The organism is Kumtagia sp. (genome assembly GCF_059502445.1).
Genome location: NZ_JCACER010000054.1, coordinates 16,640 through 35,686, shown reverse-complemented (window position 1 = coordinate 35,686; position 19,047 = coordinate 16,640). Strand labels below are relative to the sequence as shown.

Annotated in this window: 19 protein-coding genes and 2 tRNA genes; 17 read left to right on the top strand and 4 right to left on the bottom strand. The window is 64.2% G+C overall.

The genetic code is table 11. The features are described 5' to 3' along the window. Positions 1-59 precede the first annotated feature (59 nt). The 16 genes from AC5JDC_RS17080 to AC5JDC_RS17005 all read left to right on the top strand — a co-directional run bounded on the left by AC5JDC_RS17080 (position 60) and on the right by AC5JDC_RS17005 (position 13,285). Positions 60-134: transfer RNA gene (locus tag AC5JDC_RS17080), tRNA-Thr, on the top strand. 373 nt (positions 135-507) lie between these two features. Next, positions 508-705, top strand: coding sequence for a hypothetical protein (locus AC5JDC_RS17075; protein ID WP_106775327.1), 198 nt, complete (start codon positions 508-510; stop codon positions 703-705). Positions 706-847: 142 nt separating this feature from the next. After that, positions 848-2,137: a UDP-N-acetylglucosamine 1-carboxyvinyltransferase gene (murA, locus tag AC5JDC_RS17070; RefSeq protein ID WP_106775328.1), complete on the top strand. Its 1,290-nt coding sequence runs from the start codon at positions 848-850 to the stop codon at positions 2,135-2,137. Between the two features lie 91 nt (positions 2,138-2,228). Next, positions 2,229-2,663: a DUF2948 family protein gene (locus tag AC5JDC_RS17065; RefSeq protein WP_106775329.1), complete on the top strand. Its 435-nt coding sequence runs from the start codon at positions 2,229-2,231 to the stop codon at positions 2,661-2,663. Positions 2,664-2,673: 10 nt separating this feature from the next. Further along, positions 2,674-3,969 carry a histidinol dehydrogenase gene (gene hisD / locus AC5JDC_RS17060; protein WP_495842988.1) on the top strand — a complete coding sequence of 432 codons (1,296 nt, stop codon included), beginning with the start codon at positions 2,674-2,676 and terminating at the stop codon, positions 3,967-3,969. 2 nt (positions 3,970-3,971) lie between these two features. Continuing rightward, a complete protein-coding gene (locus tag AC5JDC_RS17055) occupies positions 3,972-4,457 on the top strand; it encodes a UPF0262 family protein (RefSeq protein ID WP_106775351.1) in 486 nt (161 codons plus the stop codon). A gap of 37 nt (positions 4,458-4,494) precedes the next feature. Further along, on the top strand, positions 4,495-4,890 hold the full coding sequence (locus tag AC5JDC_RS17050) for an arsenate-mycothiol transferase ArsC (RefSeq protein ID WP_106775352.1): 396 nt from the start codon (positions 4,495-4,497) through the stop codon (positions 4,888-4,890). Between the two features lie 105 nt (positions 4,891-4,995). Next, positions 4,996-5,214, top strand: coding sequence for a translation initiation factor IF-1 (gene infA / locus AC5JDC_RS17045; protein WP_006200926.1), 219 nt, complete (start codon positions 4,996-4,998; stop codon positions 5,212-5,214). A 27-nt stretch (positions 5,215-5,241) separates the two neighbouring features. Further along, positions 5,242-5,868, top strand: a complete 627-nt coding sequence (locus AC5JDC_RS17040) for a Maf-like protein (protein WP_106775331.1) — start codon at positions 5,242-5,244, stop codon at positions 5,866-5,868. Between the two features lie 14 nt (positions 5,869-5,882). Next, the gene (gene yacG, locus AC5JDC_RS17035; protein ID WP_106775353.1) at positions 5,883-6,089 is read left to right on the top strand and encodes a DNA gyrase inhibitor YacG; all 207 of its coding nucleotides are present in this window, start codon (positions 5,883-5,885) and stop codon (positions 6,087-6,089) included. 223 nt (positions 6,090-6,312) lie between these two features. Beyond that, positions 6,313-6,388: transfer RNA gene (locus tag AC5JDC_RS17030), tRNA-Phe, on the top strand. 328 nt (positions 6,389-6,716) lie between these two features. Next, positions 6,717-7,130: a hypothetical protein gene (locus AC5JDC_RS17025; protein ID WP_495842985.1), complete on the top strand. Its 414-nt coding sequence runs from the start codon at positions 6,717-6,719 to the stop codon at positions 7,128-7,130. A gap of 468 nt (positions 7,131-7,598) precedes the next feature. Beyond that, positions 7,599-10,727: a hypothetical protein gene (locus tag AC5JDC_RS17020; RefSeq protein WP_495842983.1), complete on the top strand. Its 3,129-nt coding sequence runs from the start codon at positions 7,599-7,601 to the stop codon at positions 10,725-10,727. A 62-nt stretch (positions 10,728-10,789) separates the two neighbouring features. Then, positions 10,790-11,797, top strand: coding sequence for a hypothetical protein (locus AC5JDC_RS17015; RefSeq protein WP_133170172.1), 1,008 nt, complete (start codon positions 10,790-10,792; stop codon positions 11,795-11,797). Between the two features lie 20 nt (positions 11,798-11,817). Next, the gene (gene pseF, locus AC5JDC_RS17010) at positions 11,818-12,573 is read left to right on the top strand and encodes a pseudaminic acid cytidylyltransferase (protein ID WP_245428631.1); all 756 of its coding nucleotides are present in this window, start codon (positions 11,818-11,820) and stop codon (positions 12,571-12,573) included. Positions 12,574-12,667: 94 nt separating this feature from the next. Then, on the top strand, positions 12,668-13,285 hold the full coding sequence (locus tag AC5JDC_RS17005; RefSeq protein ID WP_106775335.1) for a pseudaminic acid biosynthesis-associated methylase: 618 nt from the start codon (positions 12,668-12,670) through the stop codon (positions 13,283-13,285). Positions 13,286-13,553: 268 nt separating this feature from the next. Here AC5JDC_RS17005 and AC5JDC_RS17000 read toward each other — a convergent pair whose 3' ends face one another. From AC5JDC_RS17000 to pseC, 4 genes are all read right to left on the bottom strand, one after another. Continuing rightward, entirely contained in the window at positions 13,554-14,480 is a 927-nt protein-coding gene (locus tag AC5JDC_RS17000; protein WP_495842979.1) for an NAD(P)-dependent oxidoreductase, read from the bottom strand. A 77-nt stretch (positions 14,481-14,557) separates the two neighbouring features. Then, positions 14,558-15,454: an NAD-dependent epimerase/dehydratase family protein gene (locus AC5JDC_RS16995; protein WP_495842977.1), complete on the bottom strand. Its 897-nt coding sequence runs from the start codon at positions 15,452-15,454 to the stop codon at positions 14,558-14,560. Between the two features lie 49 nt (positions 15,455-15,503). Further along, positions 15,504-16,166 carry a GntR family transcriptional regulator gene (locus AC5JDC_RS16990; protein WP_495842975.1) on the bottom strand — a complete coding sequence of 221 codons (663 nt, stop codon included), beginning with the start codon at positions 16,164-16,166 and terminating at the stop codon, positions 15,504-15,506. Between the two features lie 241 nt (positions 16,167-16,407). Continuing rightward, complete coding sequence (gene pseC / locus AC5JDC_RS16985) at positions 16,408-17,601, bottom strand: UDP-4-amino-4,6-dideoxy-N-acetyl-beta-L-altrosamine transaminase (RefSeq protein WP_495842973.1); 1,194 nt, start codon at positions 17,599-17,601, stop codon at positions 16,408-16,410. A gap of 374 nt (positions 17,602-17,975) precedes the next feature. Between pseC and pseB the strand changes: the two genes are divergently transcribed. Further along, positions 17,976-18,998 carry a UDP-N-acetylglucosamine 4,6-dehydratase (inverting) gene (pseB, locus tag AC5JDC_RS16980; RefSeq protein ID WP_495842971.1) on the top strand — a complete coding sequence of 341 codons (1,023 nt, stop codon included), beginning with the start codon at positions 17,976-17,978 and terminating at the stop codon, positions 18,996-18,998. Positions 18,999-19,047 lie beyond the last annotated feature (49 nt).

Below are 19,047 nucleotides of genomic sequence, written 5' to 3'. Positions count from 1 at the left end.
CCTACGACGCCCGCATGACGCTTGCACCAGCCACTCGCTTGTGCCATATGCCGCCCGTCGCCCACGTAGCTCAGTGGTAGAGCACCGCTTTGGTAAAGCGGAGGCCGGTAGTTCGATCCTACTCGTGGGCACCATTCCAACACCCAAAAGCCTGCACGGATTTTGCGCGCTTCCTTGTGCAATTCGCCGTTTGTTCCGTGCATTTGACGCAACATTGCGCGGCATGGCGTAAACCGCTCATCTGCTAAGACATTGATTATATAGGGATAAAATCAAGGGAAACGGCAATCGGCAACAGTCAAGCGTTCCCTTACCAAGGGAGTGCTCTACCACTGAGCTACGGCAGCCCGTTGAATGCGGGGCCTTCTGCCACATGGGAACGGCAAGCGCAAGGCATCTTGCGATGCCATGTTGTCGCCCGGGCGACGTCATGTCCGGGCCGCATTTTTCAGGTCCTTCTGCCGTCGGACATGCTACAGCCGGGACGGGCTGATCGCGAGCACGGAAATGGGGACAAGCAGAAATAGCGGGAGCATTCCCGCCAAGCCGGACCGGGCGGCGCGCCTGGCCGAGGAACTGCGCGCCAATCTGGCCAAGCGCAAGGCGCAGGCGCGCTCGCGGCGCGCCGGCGACACGTCGTCCGCGGCCGACGCCGGCAAGGGAGAGGCGTCCGGCGCGCCGGCGAAGAGGGATAAGGATTCGTAAATCGGCTGGCGGCATCATGCTGCGCCGGGCGGACGCAGGGGCAGGCATGCCGTTTCTTGAACCGTGCGGCTCTATCGTCTAGAGCCTGCGCTTTGTACAATTCTCGCCAAATGCCGGCCGATTCGCCGGGAAAGTGATTTTCATGGACCGCATCAGACTGGTCGGGGGCAACGAGCTCAACGGGCGCATCCCGATCTCCGGCGCCAAGAACGCGGCCCTGCCGCTGATGATCGCTTCGCTGCTCACCGACGACACGCTGACGCTGGAGAACGTGCCCCATCTGGCCGATGTCGAGCAGCTGATCCGCATCCTCGGCAACCACGGCGTCGACTATTCCGTCAACGGACGCCGCGAGAAGCAGCAGGAAGGCTATTCGCGCACCATCAACTTCACCGCCCGCAACATCGTCGACACCACGGCGCCCTACGAGCTGGTGTCGAAGATGCGGGCGAGCTTCTGGGTGGTCGGCCCGCTGGTGGCGCGCATGGGCGAGGCGAAGGTGTCGCTGCCCGGCGGCTGCGCCATCGGCACGCGGCCGGTCGACCTGTTCCTCGAAGGCCTCGCGGCGCTCGGCGCCAAGATCGAGGTCGAGAACGGCTATGTCCTCGCCAAGGCCAAGAACCGGCTGAAAGGCAATCGCTACGTGTTCCCGAAGGTGTCCGTCGGCGCCACGCATGTGCTGATGATGGCGGCCACGCTCGCCCGCGGCGAGACGGTGCTGGAGAACGCCGCGCGCGAGCCGGAGGTCGTCAACCTCGCCGACTGCCTCAACGCCATGGGCGCGAAGATCACCGGCGCCGGCACCTCGACGATCCATATCGACGGCGTCGAGATGCTGTCGGGCGCCCGCCAGAAGGTGATCCCCGACCGCATCGAGACCGGCACCTATGCGATGGCGGTGGCGATGGCCGGTGGCGACGTGCTTTTGGAAAACGCCCGGCCCGACCTCTTGCAGGGCGCGCTCGACATCATCGCCGAGACCGGCGCCGAGATCGTGCCGACCAATTCCGGCATCCGCGTCAAGCGCAACGGCCACGGCATCCAGCCGGTCGACATCACCACCGAACCCTTCCCGGGCTTCCCGACCGACCTGCAGGCGCAGTTCATGGGGCTGATGACCATGGCCAAGGGCAAGTCGCGCATCACCGAGACCATCTTCGAGAACCGCTTCATGCATGTGCAGGAGCTGGCCCGCCTCGGCGCCAAAATCTCGCTCTCTGGCCAGACCGCCACCGTCGAGGGCGTCGACACGCTGAAGGGCGCGCCGGTGATGGCGACCGATCTGCGCGCCTCGGTGTCGCTGGTGATCGCCGGCCTCGCCGCCGAAGGCGAGACAATCGTCAACCGCGTCTATCATCTCGACCGCGGCTTCGAGCGGCTCGAGGAGAAGCTGTCGGGCTGCGGCGCGGTGATCGAGCGGCTGTCGTCCTAGGCAGCGCACCGCGATCCCCGCCACAATGGTTGCGCGGGTCGGCAAGAGTGCATAGTTAGGCCGACGCTTACTCGCAATCCGGGCGCCGGACATGGATCAGCTCAAGCTTGCCGCCCTCGACGAAGAGGACCTGAACGTCATCTCCGCGCACGTCCAGGACGCGGTGACCAAGGTCGGCGACCTGAAGTTCCACCAGCGCGACCGGCGTTTCGTGGTGCCGATCCACCGCTTCGCCTGGGAGACGCAGGCGGGGCTGTTCCCCGACCGGCCGCAGCGGCGCAGCAGCGTGCTGCATTTCGAGCGGGTCGGCGCGGTCAAGGCGTCCGGCGTGGCGCGCGGCAAGCCGGAGGACGTGCTGGCGCTGCTGGCGCTGCGCTTCCATCCGGCCGAAGCGCCCGGCGGAACCATCGAGCTGGTGTTCTCGGGCGGCGGCGCGATCCGCCTCGAGGTCGAGTGCATCGAGGCGCGGCTTGCCGATCTCGGCGGCGCGTGGGAAGCGTCCTCGCGACCGAAACACCGGATATGAGAGCCTCGCCGTGGCCACGACCCTTCGCACTTCCGAAGCCGATTTCGAGGAGCGCTTCGCCCGCTTCCTGACCACCAAGCGCGAGGTCTCGCCGGATGTCGACGCCATCGTGCGCGACATCATCGTAGCGGTACGGGAACGCGGTGACGCCGCGCTGCTCGACTACACGCAAAAATTCGACCGGGCCGACCTCGCCAAGACGGGTCTGGCCGTCACGCGGGCCGACATCGAGCGCGCCTACCAGGAGGCCGATGCCGCTACCGTCGAGGCGCTGACCTTCGCGCGCGACCGCATTCTCGCCCACCACAAGCGTCAGCGGCCGGCCGACGACCGCTACACCGACGCGCTGGGTGTCGAGCTCGGTTCGCGCTGGACGGCGATCGAGGCGGTCGGCCTCTACGTGCCCGGCGGCACCGCCGCCTATCCGAGTTCCGTGCTGATGAACGCGATGCCGGCGATCGTCGCCGGCGTGCCGAGGCTGGTCATGGTGGTGCCGCCGTCGGGCGGCACGATCAACCCGCTGGTGCTGGTGGCCGCCGACCTTGCCGGCGTGCACGAGATCTACCGCGTCGGCGGCGCGCAGGCGGTCGCGGCACTTGCCTACGGCACCGAGACGATCCGCCCGGTGGCGAAGATCGTCGGCCCCGGCAACGCCTATGTGGCGGCGGCCAAGCGGCAGGTGTTCGGCACCGTCGGCATCGACATGATCGCCGGCCCCTCGGAAGTGCTGGTGATCGCCGACGGCGCCAATGATCCGGACTGGATCGCCGCCGACCTGCTCGCCCAGGCCGAGCACGACAGCGGCGCACAGGCCATCCTGATCACCGACGATGCCGCCTTCGCCGACGCGGTCGAGGCGGCGGTGGAGCGCCAGATCCGGCTTCTGCCGCGCGCCGAGACGGCGGCGGCGAGCTGGCGCGATTTCGGCGCGATCATCCTGGTCGGGACCCTGGACGAGGCGCTGCCGCTTGCCGACCGCATCGCCGCCGAGCATGTCGAGCTTGCCTTCGACGGGGCCGAGACGTTCCTGCAGCGGCTCACCAATGCCGGCGCGGTGTTCCTCGGCCGCCATACGCCCGAGGTGATCGGCGACTATGTCGGCGGCTCCAACCATGTGCTGCCGACGGCGCGTTCGGCGCGCTTCTCGTCGGGCCTCTCGGTGCTCGACTTCATGAAGCGGACTTCGATGCTGAAGGTCGGTCCCGAGCAGCTCCGGGCGCTGGCGCCGGCCGCGATCGCGCTCGCCAAGGCCGAGGGGCTCGACGCGCATGCACGCTCCGTCGCCATCCGCCTGAACGACGGATGACCATGCGCGGGCGCGACGCAAGGACCTCCAGGCTGGTCGACGTCGAGCTCGACGAATCGATCGGCCGCTCGACCCCCGACATCGAGCACGAGCGCGCCGTCGCGATCTTCGACCTGATCGAGGAGAACAGCTTCCAGCCGGTCAGCGACGACGGCTGCGGCCCCTACCGGCTGAGGCTGTCGCTGGTCGATTCGCGGCTGGTGCTCGCCGTCGCCCGCCAGGACGGCGCCGAGGTCATCACCCACATCCTGTCGCTCACGCCGTTCCGCCGCATCGTCAAGGACTACTACCTGATCTGCGAAAGCTATTACGAGGCCATCCGCTCGGCCACGCCCAGCCAGATCGAGGCGATCGACATGGGCCGGCGCGGCCTGCACAACGAGGGCTCGCAGACGCTGCGCGACCGGCTGTCCGGCAAGATCGACGTGGATTTCGATACGGCGCGGCGGCTGTTCACGCTGATCTGCGTTCTGCACTGGCGCGGCTAGCCCCGACGTGAGCGCCCTGCCCCGCTCGATCCTGTTCATGTGCCGCATGAACGTGGTGCGCTCGCCGATCGCCGAGGCGGTCGCCCGCAGGCTGCTGCCCAAAACCATCTACGTCGCATCGGCGGGCGTGCGCCGCGGCGAGCCCGATCCCTTCGTCGACGCCGTCCTTCGCGAAGACGGGCTGGCAGCGCCGCAGCGACGCGCCCAGACGCTGGACGACCTCGAGGACGACTATTTCGACCTGATCGTCACGCTGGCGCCGGAGGCGCACCACGCCGCGCTCGAGCTGACGCGCTCGCTCGCGGTCGAGGTCGAATACTGGCCGACACCGGATCCGACCACCGCCACCGGCACGCGCGACCAGATTCTGTCCGCCTACCGGGACGTGCGCGACCGCCTGAAGGCCCGCATCGCCGCCCGGTTCGGCGCCTGAAAGGCGAAGAATATGCGTGTTCACAAAGGCCCGATAATCATATAGGTTCCGCGCAATTTTTCCGGACCAGTCCTCCGGAAGCACCATCCAAGAAAAAGGTAACGAATGCCGAAGGAAGAAGTCCTCGAGTTTCCGGGCGTGGTCACGGAACTGCTCCCGAATGCCATGTTCCGGGTGAAACTCGAAAACGAGCACGAGATCATCGCCCACACCGCCGGCCGCATGCGCAAGAACCGCATCCGCGTTCTCACCGGCGACAAGGTTTTGGTCGAAATGACCCCCTACGACCTCACCAAGGGCCGCATCACCTACCGCTTCAAATAATTTCGCCGGTCGGCTCCGGCTTTTCCCATGAGCACCCTACCGAAGCTTGTTCTAGCATCCGCTTCGCCCCGCAGGATCGAGCTCCTGCAGCAGGCGGGCATAGAGCCCGACCGCGTGTTTCCGGCCGATGTCGACGAGACGCCGCAGCGTGCCGAGCATCCCCGCTCGCTGGCCAAGCGGCTGTCGCGCGCCAAGGCGGAAAGGGCATGGGAGGCGCTCAAGGGCGATGCCGATCTCGCCGACGCCTTCGTGCTCGCCGCCGACACGGTGGTTGCGGTTGGGCGCCGCATCCTGCCCAAGGCCGAACTGACCGAGGAAGCCGCCAACTGCCTGAAGCTGCTGTCGGGGCGGGCGCACCGCGTCTATTCCGGCGTCTGCCTGATCACGCCGGCCGGCAAGGTCCGGCAGCGGCTGGTGGAAACGAGGGTGCGCTTCAAGCGTTTCTCGCGCGAGGAGCTGGAAGGCTACCTTGCTTCCGGCGAATGGCGCGGCAAGGCCGGCGCCTACGCCGTGCAGGGCCTGGCCGGCAGCTTCGTCGTCAAGCTGGTCGGCTCCTACACCAACGTCGTCGGCCTGCCGCTCTACGAGACGCTCGGGCTGCTGGCAGCCGACGGCTACAAGCCCTATGTGAACTGGCCAGCGGCTCGAGCCTGATCAGCCAGGGTATGATGAAAAACGAAAGCGCGAAAATCGAGCCCCTGAGGCCGAAGCGGCCATGCCCGGAATGCGGCCGGGCCTCGGCGCGCGAGACCTACCCGTTCTGCTCGCCGCGCTGCAAGGCGATCGACCTCAACCGCTGGCTGTCGGGCGCCTACGCCATCCCGGTGAAGGAGGAGGAAGAGGAGGACGACCCGCAGCGAGGCGAGCCGGGCTGAGGCCGGTCCTCCCCGCCGGCGCGAACCGCCGCCGCGACTGCCAACGCCTGGTGTCCGCCGGTTCGGGAGGTGCCGGAACAGCGGCCTCCGCCCGCGACGCGACGAACGTCCATTTTCCTTCCCGCCGGTGCTGGACAGCCGAAAATCCCATGCTATAACCCAGCCGCTTTCGCCGGATCGCACCGGCGCTCCCGCGGATCGGCGCCCGCCGTTCAAGGGAAAAGCCCAGGTAGCTCAGTTGGTAGAGCAGCGGACTGAAAATCCGCGTGTCGGTGGTTCGAATCCGCCCCTGGGCACCATTTTCCTTTTCCTGAAGTGCGCAGAATTCCAGAGCGGTCGGCCGCAGGCGAGGGCCTTGCTCCGTCTTGTCGATGCCGATAAACGCCATGCTGGCGGCGGGCGGATATCTGCTGCAGCGCGTGACTGGCACCGAAGTGGACGCCGGGGGCGATCCTGCCGAGCTGCAGCAGCAGGAACATCGGTGCGAGCAGCACGAACTCCAGTGCCGCAGTCGCGTGCCCCGACTGGCGGAAGCGGAAACACGAAGCCCACGCGGAAATTCCGGGGAGTGACTTTGCCCACGGCAGCGGCAATAGTACGCACGCTCGTATCAGGGTGAGGTGTTTCATGAACCGTCATGTTGCTCGCGGATTGACCGCCGCCGGCGCGGCCCTCTTCTTCTCGGCGACGGTCGCGGCGGCATCGCTGGAGCAGATGCAGGGCGCCTGGGTGATGGAAGGCGCCAGCTGCTCCGAGGCCTTCAAGAAAAGCGGCGGCAAGGTCGAGTTCGTCGACCGCGACTCCTCCATCGATACTGGCCTCATCGTTTCCGGAAAAACCATAACCACGCCCGAGCAGTCCTGCACGGTCGAGAAGATCAGGCAGGAAAAGGACCACATCAGCGTGCTGCTCGGCTGCTCGGACGCGGTGATGTTCAGCAGCATCTCCGCCTCGTTCCGGATGACCGACGCCGATCATTTCGAGCGCTTCGAGACGCTCTTTCCGGATGCCTCCTTCACCTACGAACGATGCAAATTCTGATCTGAAGAAATCCCCGCAACCGACAAGGCCAGACGGGCCGAGCGCGACGGCCTTTGTCTTGCCCTCGCTCCGCCAGACCGGGCTAGTGTCGAGCCGCGGTGCCGCTTCGGGCATGCGCAAAACAACCGCCCTGTTTGCGCCAAAATTCGGCGACCATGTTGCCATTTGCATTCGGCGCGCCGCAGCGGCCGCGCCGCAACGGCTTGCACCGTGCCGCGATGCGGCCGGGCGGCGCGACTTGCAACACGACCTATATCAACACAAACGGCCGCAGTGGACCGTTTTGCAAAGTAGCAGGCAGCTCTCGCCATGATGTCGCCCAAAAGAGGGATACCCGCAAGACAAGAATCGGCCGCCGGAGACGGGCTGCGCGGGCCGATCATCTCTTTTTTCCGGATGCCCACCTTGCACCGGAGCGAAGAATTATCACCAGCAACATGATGTTTTGATGAAATTCCGTCCTGGAGGGTGGACAGGCTTCTCAGTCCACGCTATCCGCATCGCGCTGGCATCAACCTTCAAGGGACCCTTGTCGACGTGTCGATCTCATCGTCCAATATCGCGTCACAGGTTCCAGCTTCCGGCAAACCGCCGGTGGCGGCCAGCAAATCGACCTTCGGCTATTCCGCTCTGCTATGGAGCGTCGAACTGCTGCTGAAGGTCAGCCGCAACGCGGAAGCGCGCCAACTGCTCACCTGGATTACAGCACAGAGGCAGGCCGACCGCCGCCTGCTTTCGCTCGTCTCGCGTGCCTGGAAAGGAACGGAAAGCGACAAGCGCATCACCGATTTGCGCCTTGCCCACCTGAACAATCTGATCGAACTGCCGCTGAGGAAACGGAACTACCCGCGGTTGCTCTATCTGGCGGCCAGGTATGAGGTGATCGGCAAGAACATGCCTGTCACCGTAGGCGACCTCCTTGCTCGGCAATTGGTCAGCGACGCCGGGCGGGTTCGCCTGCGCGACGCTTCGGTGGCCGCGCTCAAGAAGATGCCGAACAGCACGTTCCTGCTCTACCTGAACGCCGTGACAACGGCAAAGGCAGGCGACCCCGCGTCAGCCAGCGCCATGCTGAGCGACAAGCTGCGGGCGCTTTCGGCGCAGCCCACGCGTTCGGCGGCGGAGAGCAAGGCCGTCAAGCGCCAGTTCGACACGCTGAGCGGCACCTGGCGGGTAGTCGACCTGATCGCCCGCGAGGAGATGCTCTGGCTGGATAACGAGCGCGGCTCGAGCTACGCGACGCTCGCGCTTGAAGACAGTTTCGCGCGGGAAGGCACGGACAACCAGAGCGCTTCGTTGAACTTCAAGGAACCGCTTCTCCAGGCCCGCGACGAAGAGCGGTACCTGAATTCCTGCCTTGCCGATTTCAATGCCAGCCCGGCGCTCGTCGTCAAGCTGAAGACGATCAAGGAGATGCTGCGCCACGCCACGCGGCGCCAGCTGTCCTACCATCACGCCTACGGGGTCGCCCATCGCTGCTATGATGAGGTCCAGGAGGGGATCGATCGCGTCCTTGCGTCGGCAGAAGCGGACTATCCCGAGGACAAGCACAGAAAACTCGCCATCCAGACGCTGAACCTCGCCCTCGAGCTATGCATCAAGCTTCGACGCGCGCCGGAAACGGAGAAGCTGAAGACGAAACTGCTCGAGATCGTAAGGTGGCAGAGCTTCGAACCGTTCCGGTGGCAGGCGTTGCCTACCCTGGTGTCGGAAAATCTCGACGTGTGGAAGCCGGTTACGCTGAAGCTGCGCCGCGAGATCAAGGGCCTGCCTTCCAGCGAGGGCGAGCTCAAGGCATTCCTGCGATGGGCGATGCTGTGTCGCGAGTTCGAGGACGCCGAAAAGGTCTTCCGGAAGCTCAAGCCGGCCCTGCAGGGGTCGCCGGCAGCCCTCTATTTCGTCAATATCCTGCAACGGCAAAGCCGCTTTACCGATGCGCTCCACCTGATCAAGCGCGTCCATGCCTACATGCTGGCGAAACCGTCGAGCTTGACCCCGTTCAACCATTGGAACCTGGTGCGCCGTTACGGCGAGCTCGACTTCCTGCGCAAGACGTCGAATTTCTACCTGAAGGAAAAGCAGCCCAAAAATCCTGTCGGGGTGATGCTGCTTGCCGCCCGCAACATCGACCAGTTGCGGAAATACCCGCTGGTCGTGCTGATGATGCTGAAGCGGCGGGGCTGGGCCGTCATTCCGCTGGTCGAGGGACTGCTGCCGCGAGAGCTCACCGGCAATCCGCGCATCGACGTGCTGCACGGCTGCATTACCCTGGAGAACAGTTTCAGGCCCGAGGCCGAGTGGCAGCTTCCCGCTCTCGAGGGTTTCAAGGCCGAACCCCAGAAGGGTATCCTGCGCTGGGGCAACATCGACCTGTCGCACTCCATGATGGAGGATGCCCGAATTGGCCGCCGGGCCTTCAATGTCGACCTGACCTGCCCGTCACTCTCGACTTATCTGGACGGCCTGTGCCTGTGGACCCAACGCTACGCCAAGGCCGCGGCCTATGCGCGGGCGCATTTTTCGACCATGGGCCTGCGCTGCGGCTTCATGACGCTCTTCAATTCACGGCTGCCGGAGTCGCTGTTTCGTTCGTACTGCGACGAATTCGGCGATCCGGACACCTTCTTCTGCCTGCATACCGCGAACGGCTACGAGAACTACTTCAAGAACTTCCAGACATCGATCTCGACGCGCTGCGTTATCCGCAACGTGACGAAACACCGGCATGTGCGGGCATCGAGCATGCCCATACCGGAGTTCTTCGAAAGCTATTACCAGCTCCACAAGAAGAACATCGCCGATGTCCTTACCCGGATTGAAGCCGTGGCGAGCATCCGCCGGACGACGGCCGGTCAATCGAATCCGGATCCGGCCGTCGAGGCTTGCGAGAAACGGATCATGGAATGGCGGGCCAAGGGCGGCAAGGTCGTTTGCCTGTTGGGCCGGGTGGTGTGCGATTCGGCCGTGCCCTTCGACGGCGGTCCCGCCCACAAAGACCTCTCGGACTGGCTCAATCACAGCATCGAGGCGGTGCGCGACACCGACACCCTGCTTCTGATCAAGCCGCACCCGCACGAACTGAACGAGTCGATCGGCACCTACCTCAACGAGTATTTCGTCGACCTCATCAAGGTCGACATCCCGGATAATGTCATCATCCTGGGCCACAGATGGTTCGACATCCAGTCGCTCAAGCGGTTTGTCGACCTCGGGCTGCTCTACAATGGAACGGCTGCGGTAGAAATGGCGCTGCTGGAGATACCGACCGTCCTTTGCGGCCATTTCGGACCGATCGACTATCCGCTCGGCCATCTGGTTCCGACAGGCCGCCGGCAATACGAAAACATGCTCCGGTTCAAGTCACGCGCGAAAGCCGCGCCCGACATGCGGGCGCGGGCGGCGATCTGGCTGCACTATATGAGCACGTCGGGATTCATTCTCGACTACCGCTATCATGCCCGGCCGATGACGAACAAAGTCGTCTATCCACCCTATTGGATAGACGAGGATATGCAGTCGTATGTGAAGCATGGCGATGCGCAGGCGTCGATCCTGGCCAAGCGCGCGATCGGCATCCTCGACGAACCCCGAATTTGATCTTCGCCAACCGGCGCACTGCCGGCATCCGCAATTCATGATCTGTCTGTCAGGAGCATATGATGTCGCAAGCATCCGTGGTTGAAAAAGAAGACGCCCTCGCGGAAAAAGTCGCAACAAAAGGCACTGCCCGGAGCAAGGCAAGCCAGGAGAAGGGCTGGAAGAGCGTACTCACGGTCGCCAAGCGCTTCTTGAAGGACCGTCCCAACGACCACCTGTCATCCCTGCTCGTGGAGCTGCGGGAGCTGAATATCTCGCGAAAGGATCCGGGTCGCTACTACGTCGTCAAGGACATCGTCAAAAACATCGGCGGCGAAATTCTCGGCAACGAGGGCAAGGACCTGGGCGACGGCTTCTATTATCCGGACGTCCGCAATGGAAAATATGCGCTGGGTCACATCAGCCAGATCCGTTATCTCTCCCAGCTGATACGGCGCGACACGACCGGTATCATGGAGCTTGGCAGCGGCTGGTCGTCGAACCTCTTCCAGCTGTTCATCGCGCATGGCGCCACCAGATCGAAAAAGCTGATCTACTACGGCGGCGAATACACGCGGGAAGGCCAGATCTGCGCACGGTACATCGCGGGCACCGAACCCAACATGGCCTATCGCGCGTTCAACTTCGATTTCCGCGACCCGGACGTGACCTTCCTGAAGCGGCAGAAGGGCCATATCCTGCTGTTCACGTCCCACTCGATCGAGCAGGTCGACGCCATCAATCCGATTCTGTTCAGCCAACTAAAGGAAATCGCCAACGAGGTCACCGTGGTGCATTTCGAGCCCGTTGGCTGGCAGCGCGAGCCGGAGCTGCTGAACAAGCGCGAAAATCATGACGATGCGTTCTTCGAGAGCATCGGCGAGAAGGCGCTGGCCGGCAACATCGAGTCGGTCGCCGAAAATGCCGCCTGGTGGTCCTGGCGGCTCAACTACAACACGAATCTGCTTCGCATCGTAAAGGGCCTTGAGAAGGAGGGCTCGATCCGCGTCAGGCGAATGGAGTACGATTTCAACGGCCAGGCCAACGTGCTCAATCCCTCGTCGCTTATCCATTACGACTTCGTGCGTTGACAGCAGGGACGAGCCGTCGCGTGCCACAAGGACAGATACTGGCCATCATTCCCGCGCGCGGCGGCAGCAAGCGGATTCCGCGCAAGAACATTCGGCCTTTCGGCGGCCGGCCAATGATCCATTGGCCGGTAGCCGCAGCGTTGAAGAGCGGCCTGTTCGACCACGTCGTCGTATCGACGGACGACGACGAGATCGCAGCCGTTGCGGCAGAAGCCGGAGCGCTCCGACCGTTCGTGCGGCCGGCCAGTCTGAGCGATGATCACACACCGCTGCGTCCCGTGATCAAGCATGCGATCGCCGCCGCGGAAGAGCATTATGACAGACCGGTCGCTTTCGCTTGTTGTATTCTCGCGACGGCCGCCTTCCTGGCCGTCGACGATTTACGGGCCGGTTTCGACGCGCTGTCGCGGCCGGAAACGGATTTCGCCTTCGCCGCCACGCACTTTCCATCGCCCATCCAGCGTGCGCTCCGCCGCAGCGCCGCGGGCGGAGTGGAAATGCTCAATCCCGAGCATCGGTTTACACGATCACAGGACCTCGAAGAATGCTTCTATGACGTTGGCCAGTTTTATTGGGGTGCTCGCGCGCCCTTCATGGATGACGGATTGATGTATGGGCATCGCTCCGTGCCGATTATGATTCCGCAGAACAGGGCTCGTGACATCGATACTCTGGAGGATTGGGCAGAAGCCGAGCTGTTATTGAACTTTCATCGCCTCTCGGCCAACAACGAGGAAATCTCGTCTACGCCGAACTTGAGGATGACAAACCTCTGATCTTGGGTTATGTGGCTGCCGGGCGTCGCCCGTTAGCGATAGATACCCTTGCTGACGCAAAAAAGTCCTATCATCAACGCTTGAGGATTTCCCAGTGACACAATTCGCGACGGAACAGGAACAGTTTTGGGCCGGCGAGTTCGGTGACGAGTATGTCAACCGTAACCGCTACGACATCAGCGCGACACTGGCGATGTTCTCGCGTATCCTGTCAAAGGCATACGATGTTTCATCGATATTCGAGCTCGGATGCAATATCGGCCAGAATCTTCGCGCGCTCAAACTGCTGAAGCCGGGAAGCACGATCAGCGGCGTGGAAATCAACAAGACCGCCCATGCCAACGCCGTGAAGGATTTTCCCGGCGTCATCAACGGGTCCATTCTCGAGATCGATCCGGCGAGCGTCGGCGATGTCGACCTGGTCTTCACCAAGGGCGTGCTGATCCACATCAACCCTGAGCGGCTTCCGGAAGTCTACGACAAGATGGCGGCGATCGGCAGGAAATATGTGCTGATCTCGGAATACTATAACCCGGTGCCGGTCACGATCGACTATCGCGGGCACGACCAGCGCCTGTTCAAGCGCGATTTCGCCGGCGAATTCATGGACAGGCACCCCAACTTCCGCCTGGCGGACTACGGCTTCGTTTACCGGCGGGATCCGGTCTTCCCGCGCGACGACGCGACCTGGTTCCTGATGGAACGGAAGTAACCCGATCGGCGGCCGTCCCCGGCCGTCGTTTCCTCCCCTCCCCGAGCCCGGCACTCCCTCGACAAGGGGGAGCGTCAGGCGCGCGATGCTCTCCGGCGGCAGTTGGCTGTGGCCGGTGGACCGTCGTCCAAGGCTACTCGCGACCAAGCAAAGGCGCCTCCGGTGATGAAGTCACCGGGGCGCCGCCTGAACGACTGACGATGCAGGCGGCGAAACCCGCGCCCGCACTCGATGACGATCCCAAGCAGCCCGCCCGGGATCGATCGGCTTATGGGCCTTCGCTGGAAGGCGGTGCCAGGTCGACGCCGTTGAGGCGGCCGACATGGGTCGGCAGCATCGGCACGAACTCGTCGGCGGCGCCTGCGGCGACGGCCACGGCAAAGGCGTTCTTCGCAGCGTTGCCGAGCGGGTTGATCAGCCCGGCGGCGTCCGCCATCGATTCCAGATATTTCAGATCCTTGAAGGCGTTGGCGATGGTGAATTTGTGCGCGTCGCGGTCGCCTTCGAGGGTCCAGCGCATGAAGGTCTGGTAGAAGCCGCAATCCATGCGGCCGCCGCGGATCACCGCGTCGAAGCGCGCCGGCGAGATGCCCACCTTCTGCGCCAGCGCCAGCGCCTCCGAATAGATTGCCGCATAGCCGAGCGACAGGAAGTTGTTGAGCAGCTTCATGCGGTGGCCGTCGCCGGTGACGCCGATATGCACCACCTTGGCCGCCCAGGTCTCGATCACCGGACGCAGCCTGGCGAACACCGCGTCGCCGGCGCCGACCATGGCGCTGAGCTTGCCTTCCGCGGCCTCCTTGGGCGTGCCGCCGAGCGGCGCGTCGGCAAGCTCGATGCCGAGCGGAGCCAGTTCCGCCGCCAGCGCGGCCGTCGAGGTCGGATCGGAAGTGGAGCAGTCGACGATGACCGAGCCCGGCTTCAAAGCGCCCTTCAGGCCGCCCGGGCCGCGCACGATCGCCTCGACCTCGCGCGAGCCGGTCACGCACAGGAAGACGACGGTGGAGGCCGCCGCCACCTCTTCCACCGAGCGGACCTCGACTGCGCCGCGCGACACGAGGTCGTCGGCCGGCGCGCGCTTGCTGCGGCCGAGAAAGGTCACCGGATAGCCCTTGTCGACGATGTTCCTGGCGATGCCGTGGCCCATCAGGCCGATGCCGATGAAGCCGATCCGTTCGCCGGTGTCGCTGCTCATGTCGTTTCCTCCTGAAATCGGCGCCGCCTCCGTGGCGTCCCGCCGTTATGCGCTGTCTCGCTCGATGGCAGGCCGGGTCAGGCCGGCCGGACATATTTGCGCCAGTTGTGCGCCTCGCGGAAGCCGAGCACCTCCCTGGCCTTGCGGTTCGACAGCAGCGTCTCGTATTCACCCAGCTCGCGCTTCAGCGGCACGCCGGGATAGAAGCGGGCGAGCAGTTCCCTGGTCGGCAGGTCGGACGAGCAGTCGTCATTGGCGGCATTGAACACCTGGTAGCCGAGGCCGTCCTTCGCCACCGCCAGGTCGACGATCTGGCCGAGATCACGCGCGTCGATGTAGCTCCAGGCGATGCGCTTGCGGAAACCCGGGTCGGCGAACCACTTCGGGAACAACTTGTATTCGTGCGGCTCGATGACGTTGCCGATGCGCAGCGCATAGATGTCGAAGCCGCTGCGCGCCGCGAACGCCCGCGCCGTCTGCTCGTTGACGATCTTGGAGAGCGCGTAGCTGTCCATGGGATCGACGTCGTAATCCTCGTCGAGCGGAAAATAGCCGGGATCGCGCGGCTCGTTGGCGAAGACCAGGCCGTAGGTCGTCTCGCTGGAGGCGATGACGATCTTGCGGATGCCGAGCTTCACCGCCGCCTCGACGACGTTGTAGGTGCCGAGCGCGTTGATGCGGAAAACCTCGTTGTCGGGCGTGATCATGATGCGCGGGATGGCGGCGAAATGGACGAGGGCATCGACCGGCTGCGGTCGCAGCGACGGATCGAACTCGTGCCTGCCCATATAGCTCGACAGCGCGTTGAAGACCTGGCCGCTGTCGGTGATGTCGGTGATCAGGGTCCGCACATCCGGATGGTCCAGCGGCTTCGCATCGAGATTAAGCACCTGGTGGCCGCGCTCGACCAGATAGTTCACCACATGCCGGCCGGCCTTGCCGCTGCCGCCCGTGAACATGATCCGCTTGCCCATTCCTGTCTCCCTTGATTGCAGACCGCCGGCCATCGATCCCGAATGCCGGCTACGTCTCGCCGGCCCTGCCGATGCCTTCCAGATAGAGCTGCTTGCTCGGCTGCAGGTGGTCGACGCAGAGTTGCGCCAGCACCCAGCTGTCCCTGCCCGCCAGCGCCTCGATCATCATGCGGTGATGCCGGCGCGATATTTCCAGCTGCTCCCGGTCGGCGAGGGACTTGGCCCGAACCGGAAGGCTGAGCTCCATGTAGTGCTCGATCGATTCGACCAGGTACTTGTTGCCGCAGGCGGAGAACAAAGCGAGGTGGAAGCGGTCGTTGGCCTCGTGGATGCCGCGCAGGCTGCCGTTTTCGACATGTTCGCCGTGAACCCGGTCCAGCTCCGTCAGCTCGTCGATCAGCGAGACCGGCGCCGGCAGCGGGATCATCAGGGCCGCCTGGCGCTGCAGCATCTCGCGCACGGCATAGATCTGGAGCACCTCGTCGGGTGCAAGCCGCCGCACCGTCGCACCCTTGTTGCGCTCGCGCGTGACGATGCCCAGCCGCTCAAGCTGGTAGAGCGCCTGGCGGATGGCGTGGCGAGAAACCGGGAAGCGCGCCAGCAGCACGTCCTCCACCAGACGGGTGCCCGGCGCCAGCCGCCCGAAGATGATGTCCTCCTCGAGCGCCCGCACGACGTCGGCTTCCTTGCCAAGCTCCGCCCTGTTCAGCACGCAGGCCGCTCCTTGTCCCGAACCGCACTCTAGACGCCTTGGCGGGCGGACTGCAATCCGGTACCTGCAAGACTCATCGATAATGAGAGCAGGAATGCGCTCTATCTCCGTGGAAACGCCGGAGAAAACCAGGAATCAGGACAGGATTCTCGACAATCGGCTGCGCGGCAGCTTCGAAATTGCCGCCGGCGCGCCGGCGGCAACTCACGAACGTCGCGCAGCCCCTGGAAGGGCGCGGCCGTCAGCCCTGCGCCACGGCCCGCACCGCTTCCACTACCTTGTCCACGTCCGCCTCGGTCATGTCCGGGTAAAGCGGCAGGGACAGGCAGCGCGAATAATAGCGGTCGGCGCCGGGCAGGTCGGGCGAAGGCGACGCCTTCACATAATAGGGCTGCCGGTGGATGGGGATGTAGTGCACCTGCGTGCCCACGCCCTTGTCGCGCAGCCGGTTCATGAACTTCGCCCGGCTGATCCCCAGCCTTTCGAAATCCACCAGCGCCACCATCAGGTGCAGTGCCGGATCGCTGCTGGCCGGGGCCGGCACCAGGCTCAGCGAATCGTCGTTCAGCCGGGCGAACGCCTCGCGGTAGCGCGCCGTCAGCGCGCGCCGGCGCCGCAGGAAGTCCGGCAGCCGCGACAATTGCGTCGTCCCGAGCGCCGCCTGGAAATCGGTGAGGCGATAGTTCAGCCCGAGCCTCGTCAGTTCGTAGTACCACGGGTTTGTGGCGCCGTCGGTGTCGAAAGCCAGCGCTTCGTTGCCGAAACCCTCGCGCTCGCGCTCCAGTCCGTGGTTGCGCTCGAGCCGCATGCGGCGCGCCAGTCCGTCGTCGTTCGTGGTGATCGCACCGCCCTCCCCGGTGGTGATCGTCTTGACCGGATGGAACGAGAACACCGCGCAGTCGGAGAAGGCGCAGTCGCCGACGCGCCAGGGGCGCCCGTCCTCCGCCTCGGTGCCGAGCGCATGGCAGGCGTCCTCGATCACCTTCAGCCCGCGGGCCCGCGCAATCGCGGAAATTTCCGCCATGGGGGCCGGGTTGCCGCCCATGTGGACGACAAAGACGGCTTTCAGCCGCTGCGGATCGGCCCGGGAGATGGCGTCCTCGAGCGCCGCGGGGGTCAGCAGCGCGCTATCCGGGTCGACGTCGGCAAAGACGATTTCGGCACCGACGAGCCGCGGCCCGTTGGCGGTCGCCACGAAGGATATCGACGGGACGATCACCTGATCGCCGGGCTCGAGCCCGATGGCCAGACTGGCCAGATGCAGCGCCGCCGTGCCGTTGGAACAGGCAATGGCGTGTCTTGCGCCTACACTTTCAGCAAGTGCCGCCTCGAAGGCCCCTACTGCCGGTCCGGTGGTCAGATAGTCGCCGCGCAGGACGTCGACGACCGCTTTGATGTCGTCTTCGCTGATCGATTGCCGGCCATAGGGTATCATTCCGTCGGGCTCCGCCTTGTTTGGGACAAACTCTACGATGATCTGGCAACGCCGGGTGCAGCGCCAATGCGATTCGCTTTTGAACCACGCGTTTCGTCAGAAATATGACACAACGCAAGAAAACCGGCCGGACTATTGCCACAGCATTTCGGAAGGTCAAGGGTTTCTCGTGCCCTAACGACGCAACTGAACGAAAACCGGATTGTCGATACAAATCTTTATCTTCGGCTATGCCGCATATTGACTTTGGCAGCGAGCCGCTGTTGAACGTCCCCCGTTGATCACGTCGGGGTTGGGGCACCCGCGACCCATGTCCATAACCCGGGCAGTCGATGCTTCTGAGTGCAGAGGCTGCCAAAAAGATGGGAAAGATAATGCAGCTTATCGACCTGAACAACCGGAACATTCTCGTCACCGGCGGCACCGGCTCGTTCGGCAAAGCCTTCATCGAACGGGTGCTGACGACCAGCACGCCAGACCGGATCGTCGTCTACTCTCGTGACGAGCTCAAGCAATACGAGATGCAGCAGGCCCTGCGGCAGAAGTTCCCGAAGGAGAAGCTGCACGCGCTGCGTTTCTTCATCGGCGACGTGCGCGACCAGGACCGCCTGCGCATGGCCATGCGCGGCATGGATTTCGTCGTTCACGCGGCCGCCCTGAAGCAGGTTCCGGCGGCCGAATACAACCCGATGGAATGCATCAAGACCAACATCATGGGCGCCGAGAACGTGATCGCCGCCGCGCTCGACAATGATGTGGAAAAAGTCGTCGCCCTCTCCACCGACAAGGCCTGCAATCCGATCAATCTCTACGGCGCGACCAAGCTCGCGTCGGACAAGTCGTTCGTGGCCGCCAACAATCTCGTCGGCCGCAACCGCAGGACCCGTTTTTCGGTGGTCCGCTACGGCAACGTCATCGGCTCGCGCGGATCCGTGGTGCCGTTCTTCGCCGCGCTCGCCAAGCAGAACGCCGACATTCCGATCACCGACGAGCGCATGACCCGCTTCTGGATCACGCTCGAGCAGGGCGTCGATTTCGTGCTGTCCAGCTTCCCGATCATGCAGGGCGGCGAGGTCTTCGTGCCCAAGATCCCGAGCGTGAACATCATGCTGCTCGCGCAGGTGCTCGCTCCGAACTGCAAGACCTACAACGTCGGCATCCGCCCTGGCGAAAAGCTGCACGAGGTGATGATCTCGGTCGACGACGCCTACATCACCGTCGATCTGGGCAGCCGCTACGCGATCGAGCCGGCCTTCGACGACTTTGCCCGCAAATCGCTCACCGAGACGATAGGCGCGACCCGGGTGCCGGACCGCTTCTCCTATTCCAGCGACACCAACCACGACGTGCTCGACGCCGACGGCCTGCGCCGACTGCTGGCCGAAGCCGGCTTCTGATTCCACACGCCGTCGAAATAAAGAAAGGCCGCCCGGTCGACGGGCGGCC